The sequence below is a fragment of the Achromobacter sp. 1011791174 genome (genome assembly GCF_059760925.1).
In genome coordinates this window covers 79,371-102,270 of sequence record NZ_JCBANH010000010.1, presented here as the reverse complement: position 1 = coordinate 102,270, position 22,900 = coordinate 79,371, and the positions used below count along the sequence as shown (strand labels likewise).

The window sequence follows — 22,900 nt, the reverse complement described above, 5'->3', positions numbered from 1 at the left end:
CTGAATGAGCATTGGTTCATGTCGCTGCGCCAAGCCAAATCCTTGATCGAAGACTGGCGCGTCGAGTACAACACCGAACGCCCGCATAGCGCGCTGGGATACTTAACGCCGGAGCAGTTTGCTCAGGCGCACCGGCAACAACGGTTTTTAACTCTGGACTCTATGTCGGTGCCGTACTAAGTCTGGGGGCAGGTCAAATAAAACCGGGCTTGTGTTCCGAGCATAAAAAAAACGGACTCCCGAGGGAGTCCGTCATTTTTCCCTGCGTCCGGACGATAGCCGGATGCAGGAGACCGATGTCAGCCGCCCGCGCTCAGGGCTTGAGCACCGTCAGGCCGCCCATGTAGGGCTGCAGCGCCTTGGGCACGACCACACTGCCATCCGGCTGCTGGTGGTTTTCCAGCACGGCCACCAGCGCGCGGCCCACGGCCAGGCCGGAACCGTTCAACGTATGCACGTACTCGGGCTTGCCCTGGGCATTGCGGAAACGCGCCTGCATGCGGCGGGCCTGGAAGGTCTCGCAGTTGGACACCGAGGAAATCTCGCGCCAGGTGTTCTGCGCCGGCAGCCAGACTTCCAGATCGTAGGTCTTGGCCGCGCCGAAACCCATGTCGCCGGTGCACAGCAGCACCACGCGGTACGGCAGTTCCAGCAACTGCAGTACGCGCTCGGCGTGGCCGACCATCTCTTCCAGCGCCTCGTAGGACTGGTCGGGCGCGGTGATCTGCACCATCTCGACCTTGTCGAACTGGTGCTGGCGGATCATGCCGCGCGTGTCGCGGCCGCCGCTGCCGGCCTCGGAACGGAAGCACGGCGTATGGGCGGTGAGCTTGAGCGGCAGCTCGGCGGCGGCCAGGATGGCGTCGCGCGCCACGCTGGTCAGGGTGATCTCGGAGGTCGAGATCAGGTACTGGTCCTCGCGCACATAGGGCTTGCCCTGGTCGTCGACCTTGGGATCGTCATCGCCGCCGCCCTTGGACACGGCGAACATGTCGTCCTTGAACTTGGGCAGCTGGCCCGTGCCATACAGCGTCGAAGCATTGACGATATAGGGCGTGTAGCACTCGGTGTAGCCGTGCGTGCCGGTCTGCAGGTCCAGCATGAACTGGGCCAGCGCGCGGTGCAGGCGGGCGATCGGGCCGCGCATGAACGAGAAGCGCGCGCCGGACAGCTTGGCGGCCATGTCGAAATCCAGGCCCAGCGGCTCGCCCACGGCGACGTGGTCGCGCGCTTCGAAGGCCAGCGGCTGCGGATTGCCGTCGGGGCCGGCGGCGGCCGGCAGCCAGCGGCGCACTTCGACGTTGTCGTCGGCCGACTCGCCCAGCGGCGCGCTGGCGTGCGGCAGGTTCGGCACCGACATGAGCAGCTCGTTCAGCGGCTGCTGCAGCGCGGCCAGCTCTTCTTCCAGCTGCTTCAGGCGCACCGGCACGGCCTGGGACTCGGCCATGACGGCGCTGGCGTCCTCGCCCTTGGCCTTGAGCTGGCCGATCTGCTTGGCCAGCGCGTTGCGGCGGGCTTGCAGGGATTCGGTCTCGGTCTGGACGGCCTTGCGGCGGGATTCCAGGTCGTTGAACCGTTCCGTGTCGAAGGACACGCCGCGTGTCTTGAGGCGGTCGACGACGGTTTGCAGGTCTTTGCGCAGCAGTATCGGGTCTAGCATGGTGATGTCGGTGAGGTTGCGGAGGGCAAGCGGGCCGGCGGCCCCTTACCGTTTCTTGGCGCGTTCCTGTGCGTCCAGCTCGCGCAGGAAAGCCAGCTTCTGCTGGATTTTAGCCTCCAGCCCGCGGTCGGTCGGCCGGTAGAAGGAAGGATTCAATCCATCGGGGAAATACTGCTCGGCGGCGGCGTAGCCATGCGGCTCGTCGTGAGCGTAGCGGTAGGCCTTGCCGTGGCCCAGCTGCTTCATCAGCTTGGTCGGCGCATTGCGCAGGTGGATGGGCACCGGCGCGCTGCCGTGCTCGGCCGCGAACTTGCGGGCCTGGTTGTAGGCGTTGTAGACGGCGTTCGACTTGGCGGCGCAGGCCATGTAGACCACCGCCTGGGCCAGCGCCAGCTCGCCTTCGGGCGAGCCCAGCCGCTCGTAGATGTCGGCGCCGTTGACGGCCAGGTCGGTGGCGCGCGGATCGGCCAGGCCGATGTCCTCGACCGCCATGCGCACCAGCCGGCGCGACAGGTATTTGGGATCGGCGCCGCCATCGATCATGCGGCAGAACCAGTACAGCGCCGCGTCCGGATTCGAGCCGCGCACCGCCTTGTGCAGGGCGCTGATCTGGTCGTAGAAGGCGTCGCCGCCCTTGTCGAAGCGCCGCAGGTTCTGCGATAGCGCGATTTCCAGCCAGGCCGCGTCCACGCTGTCGCGTCCGGCGGACTGGGCCGATTCGGCCACCACTTCCACCGCGCTGATCAGCCGGCGCGCGTCGCCGTCGGCCCAGGCCGCCAGCTGCTCGCGCGCGTCCGGCTCGACGCGCATGGCGGCGCCGGCCTCCAGGCCGTCGTTGAAGGCCGCGATGGCGCGGTCGACCAGCAGTTGCAGTTCCTCGGGCGTGAGCGATTGCAGCACGTAGACCCGCGCCCGCGACAGCAAGGCCGAGTTGACCTCGAACGAGGGGTTCTCGGTGGTCGCGCCGATGAAGGTGAACAGGCCGCTTTCGACATAGGGCAGGAAGGCATCCTGCTGCGCCTTGTACGAACGGTGGAGAAAGCTTTGCACTCGTTGATTTATTTAAGTAAAAGCTGACCCAACGAGCCGAATCTGCACATAAGCGCCGATTTCTCGCACAACATTTCGCACAACTCTTCCACTTGTGCAGCGAAGCTATCCATGACCATTTCTACCTAGCGTTGCCGACCTCCGATCCCTACTGCCTGTTTGAAAAATCTAGCCTCATACTATACAGCCACACGCCACAGGACCTCAAGGTATGAGCGACTCTAAATTCGACCCCTATGAACAACAAGCTCTGATAGAACTTCTAAGAATCGGCGAGCAAGAAAAACGCGGTGGCCGCCTTCTGACTGCAGAGATAGTCTTCGCCGAAATCGAGAAGAAAGACAACGCTGCCGCAAATGGAGAAGAAAGAAACTTATACGATTCTGCCGAAGCAAAGGCACACTAGTGGACGCTTTCTTTTGCTCACGGTAGAGATTTGACCTCGGAATACAGGGCCTTCAAGTGAGCGATCCCCAGGTCTAGGATCGGCTCATACATGAATGAATTCAAATGAATGTTCTCTGGTGTCATCAGATTAACCTGCTCAAGCACCAAAACATCATCCGCCCTGCCAAGTCCCAATCTCTTATATTCCTGAAGGAGCTTAATCGTTTGGTTCTCCCTAATCGCGTTGACAAAAGGAGAATTATTAATAGCCTCGATCATATGCCGCTCCGCCAGAAGCCGAATGGCAATTGAAAGAACAATTTTCGCCTCAAGTTCCACCGCTTCTTCTTGAGCATTGAAGACCACCTCTGCTTCTTCATTGATCAAGTCAATCACGAGCTTTTCTTTTGGGATCAACGTCAACTGCTGCCTGTCGGCCAATATTTTCTTATAGATCGTACAAAGGTCATCAAGCGTCATCGTCTCTGTATCTTCCTTGACATGAAGCAATGAAGTCAGCTTAAGAAACTCATCATCCAAGCCGCAGTATTCAGCCAAGTTTCGGACAAATGGAATCGCCGATATGCAAAAGGCGGATATTGTTAAATTATCCCTCCAGTGATTAAAAGGATTTTTTTGATATTTTTCTTTTACGAGCTTTAGCTTTCGCCCTGTCTTGGTGGCATGTAGCTTACATTCGCGTCGCAATCCAAGCCTTCCACTGACACTTCTATAAAAATCAAAATTGTGCGACAGGAACAGACATAGAAACTTACCTGAAGACGAAATATCCTTCAAATACTCGATAATTGCATACTTATTCTTATAGTCAAAAGAGTCGGCAATATCATCAATAACCAAGATAGTGGGCGCTTCTTGCTTTCTTCTCGTCTCAATTTCGAAGAGAATATTTAATATATAAAGGGCTCGCCTTTCCCCTTGACTCAGCACCTTCAGCAAGGATTCTCTAGCGACCTCTCCTTCACCATCACCATCCTTGAACCTGAATGCAATGGCAGGCTGTGAGCCTTTCAGAATTACATCATCCTGGTTTGAGACGCTTATCCTGAACGGGACAGAGAATCGTTTGTTGAATGCTTCCACAACGGCCTCCCATTCTGTCCTTTCACTCTTCGCTTGCTCAATGGCTTCTTCAATAGTGACCTTGCTGGTTCTGAAAGCTTCCAAAAACTGGCCATAGAGCTCTTTTTGATCAATGAGGTAGCAAACCCATAGATCTTTTTGAAGCCGCATGAAGTCTTTCAGATATGGAAGGATGTGTTGATTATCAAAGAGGTAATCCCTGAACCTTCTCAATTCAGTGTTCTGTATTTTCTTATCAATCGCATCAAATTTTGCAGCCAGATCCTTATCTGTCAGAATTTTTTTCCTTTCATCCTCAATCTTTTCTGCAAGCTCATCAGCAGTCGAAATCTCCTTGATTCCGTCCTTGGTTCTGAGATTTACTGTGTGTTTCGCCTCAAAAAATCCATTATCTTTAAGCTGTTTATTTACCGTAGAAGCGCCATGGTGATTGAATCGCCTGCTAAGAACATCGGACTTAGAAACTAGCTCATCGTATTTCTGGATGTATTCCTCTATCTGATCTTTGATTGAGCCAGATTCGAGAAGCCCAATGGTCTTGTCATTGAAAACTTCCGCATAAACGACAGTGGAAAGCTGCGAGGGAGTTCCAGCGTTAATCTGCCTCTCTAACGACTCCATCAAATCGGCAAGCGACTTCTTGCCGAAGCATTTCAAAATTTCGGTTTCGGGAGTAGACGTTTTGCCTGTCAGACCGGACAACTGCTTAAGTTTCGCAAAAAGGGCTGATTGCTTATCCGCGATTTGTCTGAGCGCATCATCGTACTTTTGCTTCGAATCACTATTCACTAGAAGCAATGATGTTTTTTCAGACGAAAAATCGGCATTGTAGGGCTCAACGACGAAGACAGAATCAGGAGCAATGTCGTTGCCATCACCGTCTTTAATGGTTCTTCTCGGCTCCCTGTCTGGAAATATCAGGTCTTTAGTTTCTCTGCCCTTTGCCAAATCATCAAAGGTCTTTGAAAAAGAAGTCTTCATGAAGCCGTTTGGTGCATAAACAGCAAAGCCACCAGTGTTACCAAAATCAAACTCATGCACCAGCTCACTGATGCCATAGCAGTTTTTAAGGTCTACAGACAGCTTCATGGGTATTCCTTTTGATAGATTGAAAAAAAGCACCCAGGGGGTGCTCTTCATTCTCTAGTCTGCTAAACCAAGGCTAGATAAACTTCGTCAGTTTCCATAAATCTGATTGAGGATTTCGAACCATTTGTCGATTAGGGGCTTTTTCTTAAATCGAACGTGCCAGGTTGGGTTAGAAATATCCTTTAATGACAGGAACAGACCAGTTCCATCGTCCTGCTGCCTTTGCTCTTGCGCAATCGTGGCAAGCTGTTTACGGCCTCCAATGCCAGGCTCATATGTCGCCCATTTGTAGGACCGAACATCGTCCAGGGCATAGGCTTTAAGATTCGAGAGATTGCAAAGAACAATTTTTCCGGCATTCGTTATGGCAATGCCAGAAAGGTCCACAAAATCAGCATACTTAGCACCACCATTCGACTCCACTAGCTCTTCGAACCGACGCTTGTAACCCTTGCTCAAATAGCTTTTCAGGATAATCACCGCGACTAGTGGCAGCATGAGCAAAAGCCCAAACTGAAGCGGACCAGAAGAGTCATGCACCGCACCCGTAGCGCCTATAGCAAAAACGATCAATCCCAGAAAAAAAGACAGGAAGGAGAAGAAGAATAATGCTCGAAATAAAACCCGCATAACAGATCCTTTCCAGTTAGGAAGCTGCTGCAACAGAAAACCTGCCACACGCTAAACCGCAATTGAATTGGAAAACCGAGAAACCTGGGATTCACTTATAGGGCCAGTGACTAGTTTTTAGCAGCAAGTCCTCTGGCCGAACTGGCTTGTAGGTTTCTTTAGAGATTGTGTAATCAAGTGCAATGGGCACCAACATTATTCTGTTCGAGCCGTCAACTCCCGCAATTTTTGAATACACCGTCACATCGAACCGGGGCTGCTGGTTGTTGACCCGCATCACCTCCAGTTGCTTCGCGATTGCCTGATCGGGAACCGGCAGATAGCAAAAGGGGCTATTGTTAGTATTAGCGAAACTCACCGTCGCACCGGATCTTACGGAGTATGACATGTTGGAGTTACAGAAGGCGCCGACCAATTTGAATGATTTTTTATCAAAATCGTAGCCTGCGGAACTATCAAGGAACACAGTGAAATCATCAATAGGAGATTTTTTTCGCGAAGTTATCGCCAAGTATTCTACTTTCTTGACTTGTTCAAGTTTTTCTTCGATGCGAGCAAGTTCTTTCGTCTTGATTGCCTGACGTTCGAAGCTATCTTGATTCGAGTACCAAGCTTTCGACAGTACTCCGAGCAGCGTATCGGCGTCTTGAGCATCCGCATTCCAAGCCATCGCTATCCAGGTGGCCCAATCGCTGTTCTCGTCGCCAATGCTCTCTGCGGAAATATAAGATGCGGGAGCGGACGGCGCTCCTTGAGGATCCATTCGTTTCTTTTGTTCTTGTTCCTTACGACCATCCTCTTGTAGCTTTGCGATCAGAGCGCTGTCGGCGTCCGTCTTCTCAGAAATCTCGAAGCGATTCCCGCTGTCGTAATAAGAATTCCCACTGCGTCGGAACTTGAGTGATCGGGTTGAATCGAAATTGACTGTAAGATCTTCGCCTGCCAGGGTGTACTTCAAATCGGAAACTTTGCCGGATTTGATGTCTGTGACCTTCACGTTCTCTTTGTCGGTGAAAGCAAACTCAGTGCCCATTTTATTAAAGTATGTCTTCCCGATGACTTCTACCGGACCCCGAGGATCGGGCTTGCATCCTGTCAGCAGGATCAGAGTAAGGAAAGTACTGCCAAGAAGCCGCTTCATACAATTAATTCCAAATTAAATTTCTCGGACCTTGCGGTTCAAAAATATATTTTTAAATGCTCTATGGCGGTGGTCAAATCCTTGCCCATCTTCGCTCGAACCTGCAGCCGTACCGCCTAAACGCCGGAACCTTGGGCCCCGTGGAGCGCGCTCCTCGTCCTTCTCTTGCTAGTCAGCAATTTATTGGTAATCACGGTTACTGCGGCGCCAGAAATCTCCGACTACTCATCATGAACAAAAAAGGTACCAGACCTGAAGACTAGTATTTAAGCAGCGATAACCGTTTTACGGCCTCGATTTCATCCTTACTAGCAGGATGAAGATCTAAACAAGAGTTTTGTCAGTGGGAGCCACTTTCACTTTGCTTAACCGCCAAAACGATGGAGACCGTTAGTCGTAACACAAAACGCCAAAATGTCTCTCCATGCTATCATACGTTTCTAAACTTGTCTATTCGATGACCAAGGTGATCAGACGAAAGAAAGACTCCCGACCATGGCACCTGCTTTCAGCTCTATGGCGCCGACCATCGGCAAGATGCCGATATGACCGCAGTCGAAGCTATTACATGTAAATCGCAATCCCGGTGCCCGTCTCCGAGGACAGCGCAGGAACGGTAAGACCAGCCTACTCAGCAGAACGCCCCGGACGAGGAATTTTCCGTTTTTTGGCCACATATCTTTACGGAACAAATCCTTCCAAGCAATACTACGTACAATAAAAAAGCACCCAATTGGGTGCTCCTTATACCAGCCAGAATCACATATTTCTGACTTTAAGTTAATCGTTTGTGTCCCACAGTTCATCTCTATCTTGGAGAGAAACTTGCTTCCCAGGATCGCCCCTGACCTCCACATCCACCCCATCAAGGAACTCGGAAAGCTCCACCCAGACTAGCCGCTTTCCATCAAACTCCTTCGGAAAAATCATGAACAGGATTTCGCAAGTGGTTCCAGGAACTTCTGCCTCCGCGAATACCTTAAATTGCCGATATTTCTCTATTTCCCAGTTTGGCATCGCAAAGCTTTCGCCGTTGTGGGTAGTTGCAAACTTGGCATCGACTACGACCACATCTATTTCTGATTCAGTTTCAACAATGAAGTCAGGCCGCTTGCCTTCAAGCTTTCGCAGCTTATGATGCATCGTGGCATAGCCTTGGTCGAAATCGACAAAGCTCCAGCCGTTCTTGTTGAACCACTCACGGGCAAATCGCTCGCCAAATTTCCCTGACTGGACAGAATCAAGCTTCGCGAGGGCAAGACGAAGATCTTCTAATGTTTTGGGCATGGCTTCTCGCTTTTTTCTTAACGGGCGTAGCGAGCTACGCAGCCGCCACACGTCCACTCGCCATCATCGTAGATCCCACCTGTCATGTCGGTCTTCTGGCCGCACGAGCCGCACTCTGAGTAGATCGCACTGTCGTCATACCGATACCGTTCTGGCTTCCGGTAGCCCTTCTGGTTGGACGGCAGAAGCTCTGGGTCTGGTGGGGTGGCAACCCGGGCGATTCAAACCCGTAGAGGTCCCAAAAATCACCAAGGTGGCGAACTCTGGGCTGGACAAGATCTATGCAGCGGATCCCGTGCAATACAACTCTCTTCTGAAGAGCATCGGAGAGCCAGAGCGGGTGTATAAGAAAGGCGTTTATGAACACCCCGCCACCATGATCTATCGGTTAGTCGCGCGACGATTTTTCCTTGCTGCGCCAGGCATTCAGAAATAACTTTTTTTAATTGCTATTGCCAGTTGCGCACCCAAAACAGGGGGAACGGCATTCCCTACTTGCGTGAACTGCCTAGAAATCGGCCCTGTGAAAATATAGTTGTCAGGAAAGGTCTGTATTCTCGCGCATTCCCTAACGGAAAGAGTACGAGGGATATAAGGATGAAGGTGCGACCGCCCACCTCCCTTTGTTCCACCAGCAATGACAGTTTTTGAAGGCTTAGTTGGATCTAGCCTATCAACTCGTCCCTTTTGGTCGCGCGCACCATAGGCCAATTTCATATAGCGAGCAATGGACTGTGCAGAATGCTCCCGTGTTATGTGGTTATCCGCACTTCCAATAGGCACGTCAAACAAATTTCCACAGACCAATGATTCGGCTGTTGGAGTTGGGGCAATGAATTTCTTCTTTGTTCTTGAACCTATGATGAACAGTCGTATGCGTTGTTGAGGAACATGGTAATGCTCAGCTCGCATTACGATCGGATCATTAACGGTATAGCCTGCTTCTTCTAGTTCACCGATAGCCCGGGTAAGTTGCTCTCCATCATCTATTTCCATGAGCCCAGGAACATTCTCTATTAGAAATGCACGCGGCTGGAAATGCTTGATAAGGTCTATATACTCAAACAGCAAATTTCCATTGGTCGCATGAGCAAAACCTACTCGCTTAAAATTCTCGCCATTTTTGTTATATCGTTGATTGGCTGCAATAGAAAAAGGCTGACAAGGAGGCCCCCCCACAAATACGCCGTCAAAATTTTTTGACTGGCCAATTCGGGCTTTCACTTCTTCGATCATTTCGTCGGTTTTTGAGATATCACCAGAGATGACATCCCACCCCGAACGATTATGTGTCAGAGTATTGCAAAATAGAGGCACTTTTTCCACTAATAACTCATGACCAAATCCCGCAGCCTCAAACCCTAGATCAATGCCACCTGCCCCAGAAAAGAAACTCACAACAGGAATATCATTTTGCTTTTGAGCAAAATCATCCAGAGTGTATATTTTTTGCTTTGGATATGCCGGACGATGATTATCCAAATACTGCAAATCATCGTACGTCAAATTTCTTTCATACAAAACGTCAGCAAGGTGGATGTCTCGCTCAATAGATTTTTGAACGATATCAATTTGCCTCTTCAATTCCCGAGGTGTTCCCTCGATGCTGTCAAGCAGGCTACCTTCTTCTATAAATGTCATTTCTTTACACTAAGAGCAAACGATGCGGTTTTTCGCGTCCTGATAGACTTGGTGCGCCTCGTCATAACTTCTAAAGTCTTCCAGGCTATTTTCCCTGAACCAGAGCGAGTAGTACTTATGGGTTGCTCTGTGACAAGAGGGACAAATCCCCACCAAGTCCGTCAGGGAGGTTGTCGCGGATTCTACTCTGACAGGCGATGCTAAAGGTAGCAAATGGTGAAGTTCGATCACATGCTCAGACCAAGGATAGCGTAGTGCTGTGTCCATAGCGCACATTCTGCATATCTCAGGGTTCGTAACGGTGGCAAAGTAGAAGCTCTTGAGTTTGGAACTGCGCTCAGTGCGCAGGTGTGTAACCCTGATCTTCCTCCCTTCCGTGAACTCGCGGTCAACGTTGTCGACCTGGTTCAATGTAATGGTTCCCACAGCTTCGCCGAGAAAGTTGCTACCCATTTGCAACACTTCACGAGCAGCCTCTGCGTGTCTTGGATTGATGATGGGCGTTAGGACACTTTCAATAGCATGAAGTTTTTCCGGTGAACTCACACTTAAGTAAAGACTCGGATTATGCCAAGTTAGAAATGAGAATTGGCTTATAAACTTCATTAGCTCACGGACCTGGCGCAAATCATGCCCAACAGGAACTGGATTATAAACGAGGCCTTGGTAAAAGGCTAAGTCCTCTTGACCGGTCACATTGTTTGATATGAGATAGCCATAGACGTCATCCAGTGAAATGTTATCTATTCCCTGAGTAAGGAATCTGGATATTAGAAACTTAACTATCGCAATCGCAGGGAATGTTTGAGGGCCAAATGCTGTATAGCCTTGAAAAACTGGAGAATTATAATAAAAACTTCTGGAAAAATGAGCCAAATAGTCATCGCAATCTATGCCATTAGCATCTTTAGCTACTTGTTTACACACATCGGTCGAAAAAATTTTCCCTTGAATCTCCACTGCCAATAATAGAACGCCAAAAACACGACCATAATTTCTCCATACATAATAGCTGTCAGGGGCAAATGGCAATTCCGAATAGTGCGAAAGAACTTTACGCACAGTATCAGGATCAGCGTCTTTAGGCTTATTTACCCCGTCAAGATCAACCAATGCTTTAGCTATCTTCTTTATTTCGTCAAACTGAAAATAGTCGAGTCGTCCTTGATCAAAGCGCCATTCAGCCATCTTTTTACCCCGTCCGATTCATACCCTGTTGGAAAAAGGCCCTCGCAGGAGGACACATTGTTAGAAGTATAGTGCAGGTTGCCTTTACTTACATAGCGAACTCTTGCTCTTCGGTTACTCCGAGCCGTCTTTCGTCCATGCGGGGGAGGTTCTGATTGGCTCCAACGAAGATGATGGCTCGAAAGCTCTCATCGAGTAGATGAAAGGTCACAACCCTGTGCTTGTTCTCCAGTTCAATGAGTAGCAGATCCTTAGCAAACTATTAGCTCTTTTAGATTTGCTGTTGCGCTAGTACGGATGATAGCCGCCCACACCTTCGGCAAAGTCATCAATCTCATCTTGACTTAGGAACGCGATCTTGACGCCCTCAAGAAATCTCATTGCTGAACTTATGGTTTCTCTGTCAGCAGAATCAATTTTTGAGGTATTGAAGACGTTGTCGTAGGCTGCAGGCAGGCTGTTGAAGTCGGTGTAACTCCCTTCATGCACTGAACCTTTATGTTCACCAATGAACGAAGATAGTTTTTGCAGCTTTCTAGCCTCTATCGCACATCCACTTGCGACACCAACTTCGCCACCAAGAACCGAGCCTGAATGCAGCTTTAATGACTCATAGCTTGCCAAGAATTTGACGCCAACCTTTCTCAGTTTGTCCCTCTGGACAATTTCAGCAATCTTTGAATCATTGCTTTCAAGGTCATTCTCTTCAGGGAAGTAGATGGTCACACTGTCCTGCTTCCTCCACTGGGGAGTGTCTTTCTCAAGCCGAACTTCCACATACTTTTGCAGCCACACAAACTTTGTCTGTTTTGAAGTGTTCGAGGTATGAAACAAGAAGAAAGGTACATCAAACATCAAGGCATAGTTGACAGTGTCAACAGGAAATCCGGAAAGCTGGACTTTCTCCTTGAATGCACTGTCGGTGCCTTTTACCTGAACAAAGATGAAATCACCCGTCGCATCGTCCGAGTCAAACCGTTCAACTTGAAGGTCAATTCCATAGTCTCTTTCCTCAAGGCTACGGATAAGCCAGTTTTCATTGAGGTGCGTAAAGATTGTTCTTACAGCCTTGGTGTCAATGCGATGTGTTTCGATTCTTTTCGGCATGTTATTTTCCACCCTTTCCGAAGGTGGTTATGCCGTTCTCCTTCTTCTTTATTCTTATCCGATTATCTCTATGCAACATTCTTTGATGGCAATCCATGCATAGGGAGATCATTCCTTCTACAGTTGAAGGACCGCCTTTCGCATATTCAAAGATGTGGTGCGCTTGAACATTTTCAGTGGATGCACATAGCTGGCACATTCCCAAATCAACTATCCGCCGTTCGGCTTGAGCCTTCCTATGATCAAGGGGCCTATTCATCATCGCCACCATCATCATTTTGCGATGACTCTTGATTATTGGGAGGCAATGCCTTGGGTGGCTCAACACCCAAAGCTAGGTTTTCAACACGCCTCTTGAGCATTAACTGAAGAGAGTCATACGGACCATCAATCCCGGTGTAGTCGCCAATCTTTCCTTCACCCTCAAGGCGCTCAACGAAATCTAAGACCTTCTTGACGGTATCCTCGTTTCCCGTAAACGCAATATTGGCCGCCCATTTCTTCTTCTCATTGTTCTCAGCCATTAGCTATCTCCATCGCAGGGAGATTTATCCTGACACCAGTTTCAGTGTCATAAACCTCCAGCTTTCCAATTCCTTGCTTGACGACCAAAACAAAGCTTTCATCAATTTCCACTACACCTTCAGAAAAGTCATTGACCTTGACAATCCGATATTCGGAGCCAGTTTTTTGGCATAAGATTGAGCAAGGAATTTCATCCAGATCCAAAACTTGGAGAATATTTGGCTTCTTGTAGAAATTCGGCTTACCTTCATTGAAGCCTTCAACTCGATAAATCTTATAGCTTCCTTCAGATGTCCTTACGACTAACTCTGAGCCCGTGAAGTGGCACAGCTTCTCGCCTTCCAACAGAAGCTTAAATCTGAATTCTTTCATTGACGCTTTTCCTCCTGAGCACCAAAGGCTTGCTTATTTATTCCTAGCCTCTTCATCCCACTTCTTCAGCAGGGCCAACTTCTCACCAATCTTGATTTCAAGACCTCTTGGCACTGGCTCATACCAACCAGGTTCATCTATCCCGTCAGGCAAGTAAGTCTCACCAGCAGCATAGGCATTAGGTTCATCATGAGCATACCGATACTCATGACCGTAACCTAGCTCCTTCATCAATTTTGTTGGAGCATTGCGCAGGTGAACAGGCACCTCACGGCTCTTGTCCTGCTTCACGAACGCCTTGGCAGCGTTGTAGGCGTTGTACCCAGCATTGCTCTTGGCAGCTACCGCCAGATAGATGACCGCTTGACCAAGAGCCAACTCCCCTTCAGGGTTTCCCAGCCGTTCATAGGTCAAGGCTGCATCGTTGGCTATCTGCATGGCTCTTGGATCTGCCAAGCCAATGTCTTCCCAAGCCATGCGAACGATGCGCCGTGACAGATACCTCGCGTCTGCACCACCGTCCAACATGCGTGTCAGCCAGTAAAGAGCGGCATCAGGATGAGAGCCGCGCACCGACTTGTGCAAGGCTGAAATCTGGTCGTAGAAGTTGTCCCCGCCCTTGTCAAAACGACGGCTGTTCAAGGTTAAGGCGTTCTGCAAGAAGTCAGCCGTGATCTCCGTGATACCCGAAGCTTTCGCTGCCGTGCTGGTCTGCTCCAGCAGGTTCAAGAACCTTCTTGCATCACCGTCTGCATACCCAACGATGGTGTCCGCAGCGAGGTCTTCAAACTGAAGATGGCCAAGGGCGGTCTCTTTCGCGCGTTTCAAGAGTTGCCGCAGTTCTTCGTCTGCGAGCGACTTAAGAACATAGACCTGCGCCCGCGAGAGCAGAGCCGAATTCACTTCAAACGAGGGGTTCTCAGTGGTAGCACCAATAAAAGTGAACAGCCCAGACTCAACATGAGGCAACAGGGCATCTTGTTGAGCCTTATTGAACCTATGAATCTCATCGATAAAGAGGATGGTACGTTTGCTGTTCGCTTGATTTAACCTCGCCTGCTCCATCGCATCCCTGATGTCTTTGACACCAGAAAACACAGCAGACAAGGCGATGAATTCGCAGTCGAAAGCATTCGCCGTTAATCTGGCGAGGGTTGTCTTGCCCACTCCAGGCGGCCCCCACAAGATCATCGAATGAGGTCTGCCAGAGTCAAAAGCAAGGCGCAAAGGCTTACCTTCTCCCAGCAAATGTGCCTGCCCAACAACCTCGCTCAAGTTGGCAGGTCGGAGCGCTTCGGCGAGTGGTTGCGGTGCCTTGGTGGCAAAGAGATCTGACATAGTTTCGGCTCAAAATTCTTGTGTGACGCACAAGAAGTTGCACAAACAACCTCGTAAGTCATTGATTTCAATGGAGCTTTACTGCCTTGTTGAAGCGGTGCACCTCGTCCACGAACAGGATGGTGCGCCGTCCCTGCCCCTGCGCCACCTGCGCCACGGTGACGGCGTCGCGGATGTCCTTGACGCCGCCCAGCACGGCGGAAATGGCGATGAACTGGGCATCGAAGCCGTCGGCCATCAGGCGCGCCAGCGTGGTCTTGCCCACGCCGGGCGGCCCCCAGAAGATCATGGAATGCGGCCGGCCCGATTCGAAGGCCACGCGCAGCGGCTTGTCCGGGCCCAGCAGGTGCGACTGCCCGACCACGTCGGCCAGCGTGCGCGGACGCAGGCGCTCGGCCAGGGGCACGTAAGGCCGATGGGCAGGATCGGCCGCGAAGAGATCGTTGCTCATTGGCAGCAGATGGGGGAATAAGGCAAGGGTTTCAAGACAGCATTACACCACGGCAGGATACCGGCCACCGCCTAACGAGTCGCCGTGCCCTGGTACCCCAAGCCTTCAGCGAGACCGCGCAAGCCCGTCACGAAGACCCTCAAGCTGTGGGATCCATTGTTTTCCTGGGACAGATGGCGGGCCATGGCGCGTGCGCCCCCCATCTTTTGAAAAGTCGGAACCAGCCGTTTGACTTCAACGGACGGTTTTTGCCAAGCATCGGGATCCTTGAAACGCTTGCGATGCGCCGGGGTATCCACCTTTGGCTCGTCAAAGGCTGCGGCCAACGCGGCCAGGTCTCCCAGATACCAACCCTCAAGCTCCTGGCAAACCAGGCGCACCATCGTTTCAGGCCGACCACCTTGGACGCATAACGCTTGCAAGCGACTTTTCACTGCTATGCAATCGGCGCCGTCGTTGTCCCGCAGGACGACGAAATGGTCCCCGGGAATGCGCCAGGCAGCCAACTTTCGCGCAATGCTGCGATCCAGGTCGCTCTTGCCTTCATGCGGTATGCATAAAAACTGCTGACCATCCACCCATCCCGGGAAAAGACGCGGAAGCCAATCATCCAGCAAGACCCGCATTGAAGGTTCTTCAAGCAAGAAGACAATACGACCCTGCATCAGCTCACGTCCTTGTTGAGTCCCTCGAACAGCCCTTGCTTCCACAGATAGCCGGGCAAATCTCCCGCCTCGAACAACGATCTCAGGTTTTCGGAATCGCTGGCCCGCGTAATGGCGGTGAACCCCTGGTCCTTGCGCAGGCAATAGATCTCGTCGAGCGTCAACGCGTTGAGGAAATCCGGAGAATGAGTCGATATGAAGACTTGCCCGCCACGCTCGGCATAGTCGCGGAATTCCTCGGCCAATTCGGGAAGCAGTTCAGGGTAGAGCTGATTCTCGGGCTCCTCAACGGCCAGCAACGGATAGGGCTTTGGATCATTGAGCAGCACCAGATAGGCAAACATCTTGATCGTGCCATCCGACACGTGGCGAGCGATGAAAGGATCCTTGAAGCTGCCATCCTGGAAGCGGAGCACCAACCGGCCGTCCTCGGTCTGCTTGGGTTCCACCACCGATACGCCGGGAACACGGCGTTGCATGGCGAGCAGCACGCGATCAAAGCGGTCGCGATGATGCTCGAACAGGTAATTGGCCACCAAGGGAAGATTGTCGCCCCTGGTGGAAAGATGCTCGGCAAAACCCTCTTCCTGGCTGGGACGCGCCTCGGAGACATGAAAGTCGGAAATATGCCAATTTTCGATCATCAAGCGAAACGCGCTGGCAGCCTTGAAGCGCTCGAATTGCCCCAATCCCTTGATGGCAAGAATGTCGGGCGCGTCCAAAGCTTGCTCCTCGCGCGTCAATTCCTCGTCCGGCAGGGAGAAGTCCTCTTCGTTCGTGATGGCATAGCCTTTCCCGGCTGAAAAATCCAGGAACCGGAACGGCGCGCCATAGGCGCCGCGTTTATAGCGCAGCACCTCGCGCTCGACGAACGGTTTGCCATCCTCGTCCCGGGAAATCCTGAGCACATAGGTCACAAGCCGTTCACGGCCGGTGATTTCCAACCGGAACTGCAGCGTGATTTCGATAGGCTCGTCAGCGCAGCCCCGACTTGCCACCTCGCGGTATCCCCCGCGCTTGGCAAGCGCCTTGGCCACATTCATGGACAAGGCATCCTTGAGAAACGAAAACACATCGAACAAGGTCGACTTGCCGGTGCCGTTGGCGCCGACGAGCACACAAAGCCGAGGAATGTTCTCCAGCTTCGTATCGCGGAAAAGCCGATAGTTCTTGATGGCGATGGATTCGATTTGCATGGGCTATGCCTGGAACAACGTTTGATGGATTGCTGATTCAATGACGCTGGCGCATCGGCCGCTCTAGGCCAGCTCCGGCGCCGCGAAGCGGCGGTTGGCCAGCACCGGCAGCACCTTGCGCGCGTGCGCCAGCCGCTCGGGATCGATCTCGGCGACCACCAGCGCCGGCCCCTCGCCCGCGCTGGCCGTCACCACGCCCAGCGGATCCACCACCATGCTGCGGCCGATGTTGCGCTCGCCGCACTCGCCGGTAGCGGCAACGTAGCAGGTGTTTTCCAGCGCCCGCGCCGTCACCAGCACTTCCCAGTGGTTTTCCTTGAGCGAACCGCGCACCCAGGCCGCCGGCAGCGCCAGCAGGTCGGCGCCGTCCAGCGCCAGGCGGCGGGCCATTTCCGGGAAGCGCACGTCGTAGCAGGTCATCAGTCCGATTTTCAGGCCGTCGATCTCCAGCAGCGGCGGGATCCGGTCGCCCGGCGTGACGTTGGTCGATTCCTTCATGTTGAAGGCGTCGTACAGGTGCAGCTTGCGGTACTCGGAAATGATCTCGCCGTCACGCAGCGTGACCAGGGTATTCCAGACGCGGCCGTCGCCCGTGGGCACGTGCACGCAGAACAGGGTGGCCAGCCGCGAGCCCCGGCTGGCGGCGAGCAGGCGGGACACGAAGGGGCCGTCCAGCGGCTGGGCCGCCTTGAGCACGATCTGCGGGTCGGTGATGTCGCGGGCCAGGATGCCTTCCGGCAGGATCAGCAGGCCGGCGCCGGCCTCGCGGGCGCGCCGCATCAGGTCCTCGCAGACCTGGGCGTTTTCTTCCCAGACGCGGCTGACGGCGAACTGGCCCAAGGCGACTTTCAGCATGGTTTTTCCTCGAAACGGAGTGGCGGCCGGGCGGTGACGCCCTGGCGGGCGATGCCTGCGCGGCTGCGCGGCCCTCCATTGTCGCGCCTTCCGCCCCGAGACGGGCGTCTTAGGGAAACCCCCAGCTCCCGCTTGTAAATTTCTTTCACGATAATGAAAAAAAACGGATTTCCCGTAAATATTTTCCAAGACTGTCCACCAAGACCCGCCAGCGCCATGAGCATCCCCACCTTCCCCGCAGCCCCCCTGGACGTGAACGGCAAAGGCCTCGGCGCCTTCCCGGCTTCCTGTACCACCGCCGGCGTGGCGGACCTGGGCTGGAATCTGCTGGCCGAGGACGTCAGCCTGCCGGCCGCCGTGCTGTACGAAGCCCGCGTGCGCCACAACCTGCAATGGATGCAGCGCTTCATGGAAGCCTACCGCGTCAAGCTGGCGCCGCACGGCAAGACCACCATGAGCCCGGCCCTGTTCCAGCGCCAGATCGACGGCGGCGCCTGGGGCATCACGCTGGCGAACGCGCCCCAGGTGCAGGCCGCGCACAACCACGGCATCCGCCGCGTGCTGATGGCCAACCAGCTGGTGGGCCGCGCCAACATGGCCATCATCGCCCGCATCCTGCGCCAGGATCCGGACTTCACCTATTTCTGCATCATCGATTCGCCGGCCAATGCCGCCCACCTGGGCGCCTACTTCGGCGAACAGGGCCTGACGCTGCCCGTGCTGATCGAGCTGGGCCCGGCCGGCGGCCGCACCGGCGTGCGCGACGACGCGCAATTCCAGGCGGTGGCCGACGAGATCGCCCGCTGGCCCGCGCTGGCCCTGGCCGGCATCGAAGTCTACGAGGGCGTGCTGCAGGAAGAACAGGCCATCCGCGCCTTCCTGCGCCGCGCCACCGGCGCGCTGCGCGGCCTGGCCGAAGCGGGCCGCCTGCGCAAGAACGGCCCGGCACTGATCTCCGGCGCCGGCTCGGCCTGGTTCGACGTGGTGGCCGAGGAATTCTCGAACCTGGATATCAGCGCGCCGCTGGACGTGGTGCTGCGCCCCGGTTGCTACCTGTCGCACGACGTGGGCGTCTACCGCTCGGCCGCCGAGCGCATCAACGCGCACAACCCCGTGGCCCGCAAGATGGATCCGGGCCTGCAACCCGCGCTGCAGGTCTGGGCCTATGTGCAATCGCTGCCCGAGCCGGGCCGCGCCATCATCGCGCTGGGCAAGCGCGACGCCGCTTTCGACGCCGGCCTGCCCACGCCGGCCCAGCGCTACCGTCCCGGCCAGGCCGCCCCCGGCGCCGCCCCGGCGCACTGGAAGCTGACGGCCATGATGGATCAGCATGCCTTCATGCAGATCAGCGAAGGCGACGACATCCAGGTCGGCGACATGATCGCCTTCGATATCTCCCATCCCTGCCTGACGTTCGACAAGTGGCGCCAGGTCCTGCTGGTGGACGAGCAGTACCGCGTCATCGACGTCGCGGAAACATTTTTCTAAGAAGCGCCCCCTGCGGTAATGCGCCAGGCCCCCAAGGGGGAAAAACTTGGGACGGCCCGGCGCTTTCCTGAATCACGCGACACCTGTTTTTGACCCTCTGGAGAGAGACATGAACTTCCGCACCTCCCGGCGCGGCGGGCTGCAACGCCTGCTGCTGGCCGGCGCCATCGGCTTGACCACCCTGTCCGCCCCTGCCTTCAGCGCCCCGACGCCGGTCAAGGGAGGCACGATCTCGGTCGCCACCATCGGCGAGCCGCCGACGCTGGATCCGATGAGCAGCACCGCCGATCTGGTCGGCATCCTGACGCAGCATTTCTTCGAAACGCTGTACACCTTCGACGCCCAGTGGAACCTGACCCCGCTGCTGGCCGACAAGATGCCCGAGATCAGCGCCGACGGCCTGGTCTACACGATTCCGCTGCGCCAGGGCATCACCTTCCACGACGGCTCGAAGATGGATTCGTCCGACGTGCTGGCCTCGCTCAAGCGTTGGACCGAAACCGCCACGCGCGGCAAGGGCGCGGCCAAGGTCATCTCCAGCATCGAGGCGCCCGACGCCAACACCATCCGCATCACGCTCAAGCAGCCCTACTCGCCGCTGACCGCGCTGCTGGCCATGAACAACGCCGCCGCCGTCATCATGCCCAAGGGCAAGATCGCCCCGGTCCTGACCGAGATCGTCGGCACCGGTCCTTACCAACTCAAGGCGCGCGTGCCGGACCAGTACATCCAGCTGGTGCGCTTCGACGGCTACAAGCAGCGCGAAGGCGAGCCCGACGGCTACGGCGGCGCCCGCAAGCAGTACCTGGACGAAATCCGCTTCGTGCCGGTGAGCAACGCCAACACCCGCACCGAAGCCGCCGTGGCCGGCCAGTTCGACTACGTCGACTCGCTGCCGGTGGAATCGCTGGACAAGCTCAAGGGCGGCCGCTCCGATCCGGTCATGCTCAAGCCTTTCGGCTGGCCGCGCCTGGTGCTCAACACCAAGCAGGGCATCATGTCCAACCTGGCCGTGCGCCAGGCCGTGCAGCTGGCGCTGAACGAAGAAGACATGCTGTTCGCCGCCTTCGGCAACAAGGAGTTCTACAAGCTCAACGGCGACCTGTACCCCGAGGGCTACCCCTGGGCCACGTCGCTGGGCGGCAAGGTCTACAACAAGGCCGACACCGCCGCCGCCAAGAAGCTGCTGGACGGCGCCAACGTCGCCGACAAGAAGATCCGCATCCTGACCAGCCAGCAGTACGAGTTCCACTACAAGATGGCGCTGGTCGCCGCCGAGTACCTGAAGGCCGCCGGCTTCACGGTGGACATGCAGGTGGTGGACTGGGCCACGCTGACGCAGCGCCGCCAGGATCCGGCCGTGTGGGACATCTTCATCACCCACAGCGTGTTCCTGCCCGAACCCGCCTTGATCGACTTCCCGTCCAAGGACGCGCCGGGCTGGTGGGACACGCCGCGCCGCGCCCAGGTCATGGACGCGTACAACCAGGCGCGCACCCAGGAAGAACGCGTCAAGCGCTGGGCCGACGTGCAGCAGGCCGTGTATGACGAGATCCCCTTCATCAAGGTCGGGGACTTCAACGCCCAGGGCGCGCGCTCGCCGTCGCTGCAGGGCACCAAGCCGGCGCCGTGGCCGTTCTTCTGGAATGCCTGGAAGAGCGCCAAGTAAGCAACGCGCGGGGCGGCGGGCCGATCGGGGCCCCGCCCCTTGCAGGAATGCCCCGAGTTTTCGCCTTGATCTAGGACACCATCGTGTTGCGTTATCTCTTGAACCGGCTGGTCGGGCTGGTGGCCGTGATGTTCATCGTCGCGACCATCGTGTTCGTGATCATCCGCATCACGCCGGGCGATCCGGCCGCCGTCATGCTGGGCCCCCAGGCCAGCCAGCAGGACATCGACGCGCTGCGCGCGCAGCTCGGACTGGACCAGCCCTTCGCCGTGCAGTACGTGAGCTGGCTGGGCAAGCTGGTCCAGGGCGACCTGGGGCAATCCATCTTCATGAACAAGCCTGTGCTGTCGGCGCTGGCCGACCGCGCCGAACCCACGCTGCTGCTGACGCTGATGTCGCTCATCATCGCCAGCGCCATCGCGCTGCCGGTGGGCATCCTGTCCGCGGTCAAGCGCGGCACCACGCTGGACCAGTCGGTGCTGTCGTTCTCGATGTTCACCTCCAGCGTGCCCAGCTTCTGGCTGGGCCTGTTGCTGATGCAGGTCTTCTCGGTGAAGCTGGGCTGGCTGCCCGTGGCCGGCTACGGCGGCCCGGACGCCTCGCTGGCGACGCGGCTGTCGCACCTGATCCTGCCGGCGGTGGTGCTGGGCCTGGTGAACTCGGCGCTGATCACCCGCTTCATCCGCGCCAGCATGCTGGACGTGCTGCGCGACGACTACGTGCGCACCGCCCGCGCCAAGGGCCTGCCGGAAGGCCAGGTGATCCTCAAGCACGCGGTGCGCAACGCGCTTATCCCCATCCTGACGGTGCTGGGCCTGACCACGGCGCTGCTGATCAGCGGCGCGGTCGTGACCGAAACCGTGTTCGGCCTGCCCGGCGTGGGCAGCCTGGTGGTGTCGGCGGTGTTGCGGCGCGACTACCCGGTGATCCAGGGCGCGCTGCTGATCATCGCGGCGATCTACGTGCTGATCAATCTGTTCATCGACCTGCTGTACCTACTGGTGGACCCCCGCGTCCGCTATTGATGGAGGCCCACCCCCGATGGAGGCCCACCCCCGCAGCGCTGCGCGCTTCCCCCTCGAGGGGGCATGCCGGCGGACCGGCAAAGCCGGCTCCGCGGCATCCCGATGGGGCTGCATCCTCTCGTGCGTTGTCGGCAACGCGTGGCGTTTTGGAGCACTGATATGACGAATGCAATTACCGCAACTCCCGGCGGCGCGGACCGCTGGCAGGTGCTGCGCCTGCTGGTTTCGCGCAAGACCGTGCTGATCAGCCTGATCGTGCTGATCGTGCTGATCGGCGCCGCGCTGCTGGCCCCCTGGGTCAGCCCCTACGACCCCATGAAGCTGTCCATCATGAACCGGCTCAAGGCGCCCGGCGCCGCGCACTGGTTCGGCACCGACGACTTCGGCCGCGACGTATTCAGCCGCGTGATCCACGGCGGCCGGCTGTCGCTGACGGTGGGCTTCTCGGTGGTGGTGCTGTCCAGCGTGCTGGGCATCGCGCTGGGCCTGGTCGCCGGCTTCTTCCGCTCGGCCGACAAGATCGTCTCGCGCGTGATCGACGCCATGATGGCCTTCCCGGACATCCTGCTGGCGATCTCGCTGGTGGCCGCGCTGGGTCCGTCGCTGACCAACGTGGTGATCGCGCTGGGCATCGTGTACACGCCGCGCCTTGCCCGCATCGTGCGCGCCTCGACGCTGGTGATCCGCGAGCTGCCCTTCGTGGAGGCCGCGCGCGCGCTGGGTGTGCCGACCTGGCGCATCATCAGCGTGCACGTGCTGCGCAACCTGGTGTCGCCCATCCTGGTGCAGGGCACCTTCATCTTCGCCTACGCGATCCTGGCCGAAGCCGGCCTGTCGTTCCTGGGCGTGGGCGTATCGCCCGACATTCCCACCTGGGGCACCATGATCAACGCCGGCCAGCAGTACATGGGCTCGGCCGACTGGATCATGATATTCCCCGGCATCGCCATCATTCTTTCGGTGCTGTCGCTGCAGCTGGTCGGCGACGGCCTGCGCGACGTGCTGGACCCGCGCCTGCGCAAGGAGCTTTGA

21 protein-coding genes and 2 pseudogenes are annotated in these 22,900 nt (G+C 55.8%); 6 read left to right on the top strand and 17 right to left on the bottom strand.

Annotation, left to right across the window (positions count from 1 at the left end):
- The coding region (locus AC6LJ5_RS06030) for an integrase core domain-containing protein (protein WP_498140051.1) at nt 1-180 on the top strand (180 nt) is incomplete at its 5' end.
- A gap of 133 nt (nt 181-313) precedes the next feature.
- Here AC6LJ5_RS06030 and serS read toward each other — a convergent pair.
- Together serS and AC6LJ5_RS06020 are read right to left on the bottom strand one after the other, a co-directional pair.
- Entirely contained in the window at nt 314-1,660 is a 1,347-nt protein-coding gene (gene serS, locus AC6LJ5_RS06025; RefSeq protein ID WP_498140050.1) for a serine--tRNA ligase, read from the bottom strand.
- 45 nt (nt 1,661-1,705) lie between these two features.
- Nucleotides 1,706-2,698, bottom strand: a pseudogene (locus AC6LJ5_RS06020) (replication-associated recombination protein A); the annotation flags it as partial.
- A gap of 223 nt (nt 2,699-2,921) precedes the next feature.
- Here AC6LJ5_RS06020 and AC6LJ5_RS06015 point away from each other — a divergent pair.
- Nucleotides 2,922-3,116, top strand: a complete 195-nt coding sequence (locus AC6LJ5_RS06015; protein ID WP_498140049.1) for a hypothetical protein — start codon at nt 2,922-2,924, stop codon at nt 3,114-3,116.
- 17 nt (nt 3,117-3,133) lie between these two features.
- Here AC6LJ5_RS06015 and AC6LJ5_RS06010 read toward each other — a convergent pair whose 3' ends face one another.
- The 15 genes and pseudogenes from AC6LJ5_RS06010 to AC6LJ5_RS05940 form a co-directional block, all read right to left on the bottom strand.
- On the bottom strand, nt 3,134-5,290 hold the full coding sequence (locus AC6LJ5_RS06010; RefSeq protein ID WP_498140048.1) for a hypothetical protein: 2,157 nt from the start codon (nt 5,288-5,290) through the stop codon (nt 3,134-3,136).
- Between the two features lie 87 nt (nt 5,291-5,377).
- Nucleotides 5,378-5,968 (bottom strand): DUF4755 domain-containing protein, encoded by a 591-nt coding sequence (locus AC6LJ5_RS06005; RefSeq protein WP_498140047.1) that lies wholly within the window; start codon nt 5,966-5,968, stop codon nt 5,378-5,380.
- A 43-nt stretch (nt 5,969-6,011) separates the two neighbouring features.
- Nucleotides 6,012-7,061, bottom strand: a complete 1,050-nt coding sequence (locus AC6LJ5_RS06000; protein ID WP_498140046.1) for a hypothetical protein — start codon at nt 7,059-7,061, stop codon at nt 6,012-6,014.
- 780 nt (nt 7,062-7,841) lie between these two features.
- Nucleotides 7,842-8,348 carry a hypothetical protein gene (locus AC6LJ5_RS05995; RefSeq protein WP_498140045.1) on the bottom strand — a complete coding sequence of 169 codons (507 nt, stop codon included), beginning with the start codon at nt 8,346-8,348 and terminating at the stop codon, nt 7,842-7,844.
- A gap of 426 nt (nt 8,349-8,774) precedes the next feature.
- Nucleotides 8,775-9,989 (bottom strand): DNA cytosine methyltransferase, encoded by a 1,215-nt coding sequence (locus AC6LJ5_RS05990; protein ID WP_498140044.1) that lies wholly within the window; start codon nt 9,987-9,989, stop codon nt 8,775-8,777.
- A gap of 9 nt (nt 9,990-9,998) precedes the next feature.
- Nucleotides 9,999-11,177, bottom strand: coding sequence for an HNH endonuclease (locus AC6LJ5_RS05985; protein WP_498140043.1), 1,179 nt, complete (start codon nt 11,175-11,177; stop codon nt 9,999-10,001).
- A 288-nt stretch (nt 11,178-11,465) separates the two neighbouring features.
- A complete protein-coding gene (locus AC6LJ5_RS05980) occupies nt 11,466-12,284 on the bottom strand; it encodes a DUF4365 domain-containing protein (protein ID WP_498140042.1) in 819 nt (272 codons plus the stop codon).
- 1 nt (nt 12,285) lies between these two features.
- Nucleotides 12,286-12,483 (bottom strand): HNH endonuclease, encoded by a 198-nt coding sequence (locus tag AC6LJ5_RS05975; RefSeq protein WP_498140052.1) that lies wholly within the window; start codon nt 12,481-12,483, stop codon nt 12,286-12,288.
- Nucleotides 12,484-12,535: 52 nt separating this feature from the next.
- Nucleotides 12,536-12,808, bottom strand: coding sequence for a hypothetical protein (locus AC6LJ5_RS05970; protein ID WP_498140041.1), 273 nt, complete (start codon nt 12,806-12,808; stop codon nt 12,536-12,538).
- The gene (locus tag AC6LJ5_RS05965; protein ID WP_498140040.1) at nt 12,801-13,181 is read right to left on the bottom strand and encodes a hypothetical protein; all 381 of its coding nucleotides are present in this window, start codon (nt 13,179-13,181) and stop codon (nt 12,801-12,803) included. The genes AC6LJ5_RS05970 and AC6LJ5_RS05965 overlap by 8 nt, the downstream gene beginning before the upstream one ends.
- Before the next feature lie 33 nt (nt 13,182-13,214).
- Nucleotides 13,215-14,519: a replication-associated recombination protein A gene (locus AC6LJ5_RS05960; RefSeq protein ID WP_498140039.1), complete on the bottom strand. Its 1,305-nt coding sequence runs from the start codon at nt 14,517-14,519 to the stop codon at nt 13,215-13,217.
- 82 nt (nt 14,520-14,601) lie between these two features.
- Nucleotides 14,602-14,970, bottom strand: a pseudogene (locus AC6LJ5_RS05955) (AAA family ATPase); the annotation flags it as partial.
- Nucleotides 14,971-15,041: 71 nt separating this feature from the next.
- Entirely contained in the window at nt 15,042-15,635 is a 594-nt protein-coding gene (locus tag AC6LJ5_RS05950; RefSeq protein WP_498140038.1) for a DUF4276 family protein, read from the bottom strand.
- Entirely contained in the window at nt 15,635-16,831 is a 1,197-nt protein-coding gene (locus tag AC6LJ5_RS05945) for an AAA family ATPase (RefSeq protein ID WP_392411245.1), read from the bottom strand. The genes AC6LJ5_RS05950 and AC6LJ5_RS05945 overlap by 1 nt, the downstream gene beginning before the upstream one ends.
- 63 nt (nt 16,832-16,894) lie before the next feature.
- On the bottom strand, nt 16,895-17,686 hold the full coding sequence (locus tag AC6LJ5_RS05940; protein WP_392411244.1) for a deaminated glutathione amidase: 792 nt from the start codon (nt 17,684-17,686) through the stop codon (nt 16,895-16,897).
- A 216-nt stretch (nt 17,687-17,902) separates the two neighbouring features.
- On the opposite strand from AC6LJ5_RS05940, the gene AC6LJ5_RS05935 reads away from it, so the two are divergent.
- From AC6LJ5_RS05935 to AC6LJ5_RS05920, 4 genes are all read left to right on the top strand, one after another.
- A complete protein-coding gene (locus AC6LJ5_RS05935; protein WP_498140037.1) occupies nt 17,903-19,174 on the top strand; it encodes an amino acid deaminase in 1,272 nt (423 codons plus the stop codon).
- A gap of 109 nt (nt 19,175-19,283) precedes the next feature.
- Nucleotides 19,284-20,843 (top strand): ABC transporter substrate-binding protein, encoded by a 1,560-nt coding sequence (locus AC6LJ5_RS05930; protein ID WP_212314452.1) that lies wholly within the window; start codon nt 19,284-19,286, stop codon nt 20,841-20,843.
- 83 nt (nt 20,844-20,926) lie between these two features.
- Nucleotides 20,927-21,868 carry an ABC transporter permease gene (locus AC6LJ5_RS05925; protein WP_103272895.1) on the top strand — a complete coding sequence of 314 codons (942 nt, stop codon included), beginning with the start codon at nt 20,927-20,929 and terminating at the stop codon, nt 21,866-21,868.
- A gap of 159 nt (nt 21,869-22,027) precedes the next feature.
- The gene (locus AC6LJ5_RS05920; protein WP_103272894.1) at nt 22,028-22,900 is read left to right on the top strand and encodes an ABC transporter permease; all 873 of its coding nucleotides are present in this window, start codon (nt 22,028-22,030) and stop codon (nt 22,898-22,900) included.

Bases quoted from the DNA above. Each gene is read 5' to 3' on its own strand.
- serS (WP_498140050.1), bottom strand. From the start codon at position 1,660: ATGCTAGACCCGATACTGCTGCGCAAAGACCTGCAAACCGTCGTCGAC.
- AC6LJ5_RS06015 (WP_498140049.1), top strand. From the start codon at position 2,922: ATGAGCGACTCTAAATTCGACCCCTATGAACAACAAGCTCTGATAGAA.
- AC6LJ5_RS06010 (WP_498140048.1), bottom strand. From the start codon at position 5,290: ATGAAGCTGTCTGTAGACCTTAAAAACTGCTATGGCATCAGTGAGCTG.
- AC6LJ5_RS06000 (WP_498140046.1), bottom strand. From the start codon at position 7,061: ATGAAGCGGCTTCTTGGCAGTACTTTCCTTACTCTGATCCTGCTGACA.
- AC6LJ5_RS05995 (WP_498140045.1), bottom strand. From the start codon at position 8,348: ATGCCCAAAACATTAGAAGATCTTCGTCTTGCCCTCGCGAAGCTTGAT.
- AC6LJ5_RS05990 (WP_498140044.1), bottom strand. From the start codon at position 9,989: ATGACATTTATAGAAGAAGGTAGCCTGCTTGACAGCATCGAGGGAACA.
- AC6LJ5_RS05985 (WP_498140043.1), bottom strand. From the start codon at position 11,177: ATGGCTGAATGGCGCTTTGATCAAGGACGACTCGACTATTTTCAGTTT.
- AC6LJ5_RS05980 (WP_498140042.1), bottom strand. From the start codon at position 12,284: ATGCCGAAAAGAATCGAAACACATCGCATTGACACCAAGGCTGTAAGA.
- AC6LJ5_RS05975 (WP_498140052.1), bottom strand. From the start codon at position 12,483: ATGTGCCAGCTATGTGCATCCACTGAAAATGTTCAAGCGCACCACATC.
- AC6LJ5_RS05970 (WP_498140041.1), bottom strand. From the start codon at position 12,808: ATGGCTGAGAACAATGAGAAGAAGAAATGGGCGGCCAATATTGCGTTT.
- AC6LJ5_RS05965 (WP_498140040.1), bottom strand. From the start codon at position 13,181: ATGAAAGAATTCAGATTTAAGCTTCTGTTGGAAGGCGAGAAGCTGTGC.
- AC6LJ5_RS05960 (WP_498140039.1), bottom strand. From the start codon at position 14,519: ATGTCAGATCTCTTTGCCACCAAGGCACCGCAACCACTCGCCGAAGCG.
- AC6LJ5_RS05950 (WP_498140038.1), bottom strand. From the start codon at position 15,635: ATGCAGGGTCGTATTGTCTTCTTGCTTGAAGAACCTTCAATGCGGGTC.
- AC6LJ5_RS05945 (WP_392411245.1), bottom strand. From the start codon at position 16,831: ATGCAAATCGAATCCATCGCCATCAAGAACTATCGGCTTTTCCGCGAT.
- AC6LJ5_RS05940 (WP_392411244.1), bottom strand. From the start codon at position 17,686: ATGCTGAAAGTCGCCTTGGGCCAGTTCGCCGTCAGCCGCGTCTGGGAA.
- AC6LJ5_RS05935 (WP_498140037.1), top strand. From the start codon at position 17,903: ATGAGCATCCCCACCTTCCCCGCAGCCCCCCTGGACGTGAACGGCAAA.
- AC6LJ5_RS05930 (WP_212314452.1), top strand. From the start codon at position 19,284: ATGAACTTCCGCACCTCCCGGCGCGGCGGGCTGCAACGCCTGCTGCTG.
- AC6LJ5_RS05920 (WP_103272894.1), top strand. From the start codon at position 22,028: ATGACGAATGCAATTACCGCAACTCCCGGCGGCGCGGACCGCTGGCAG.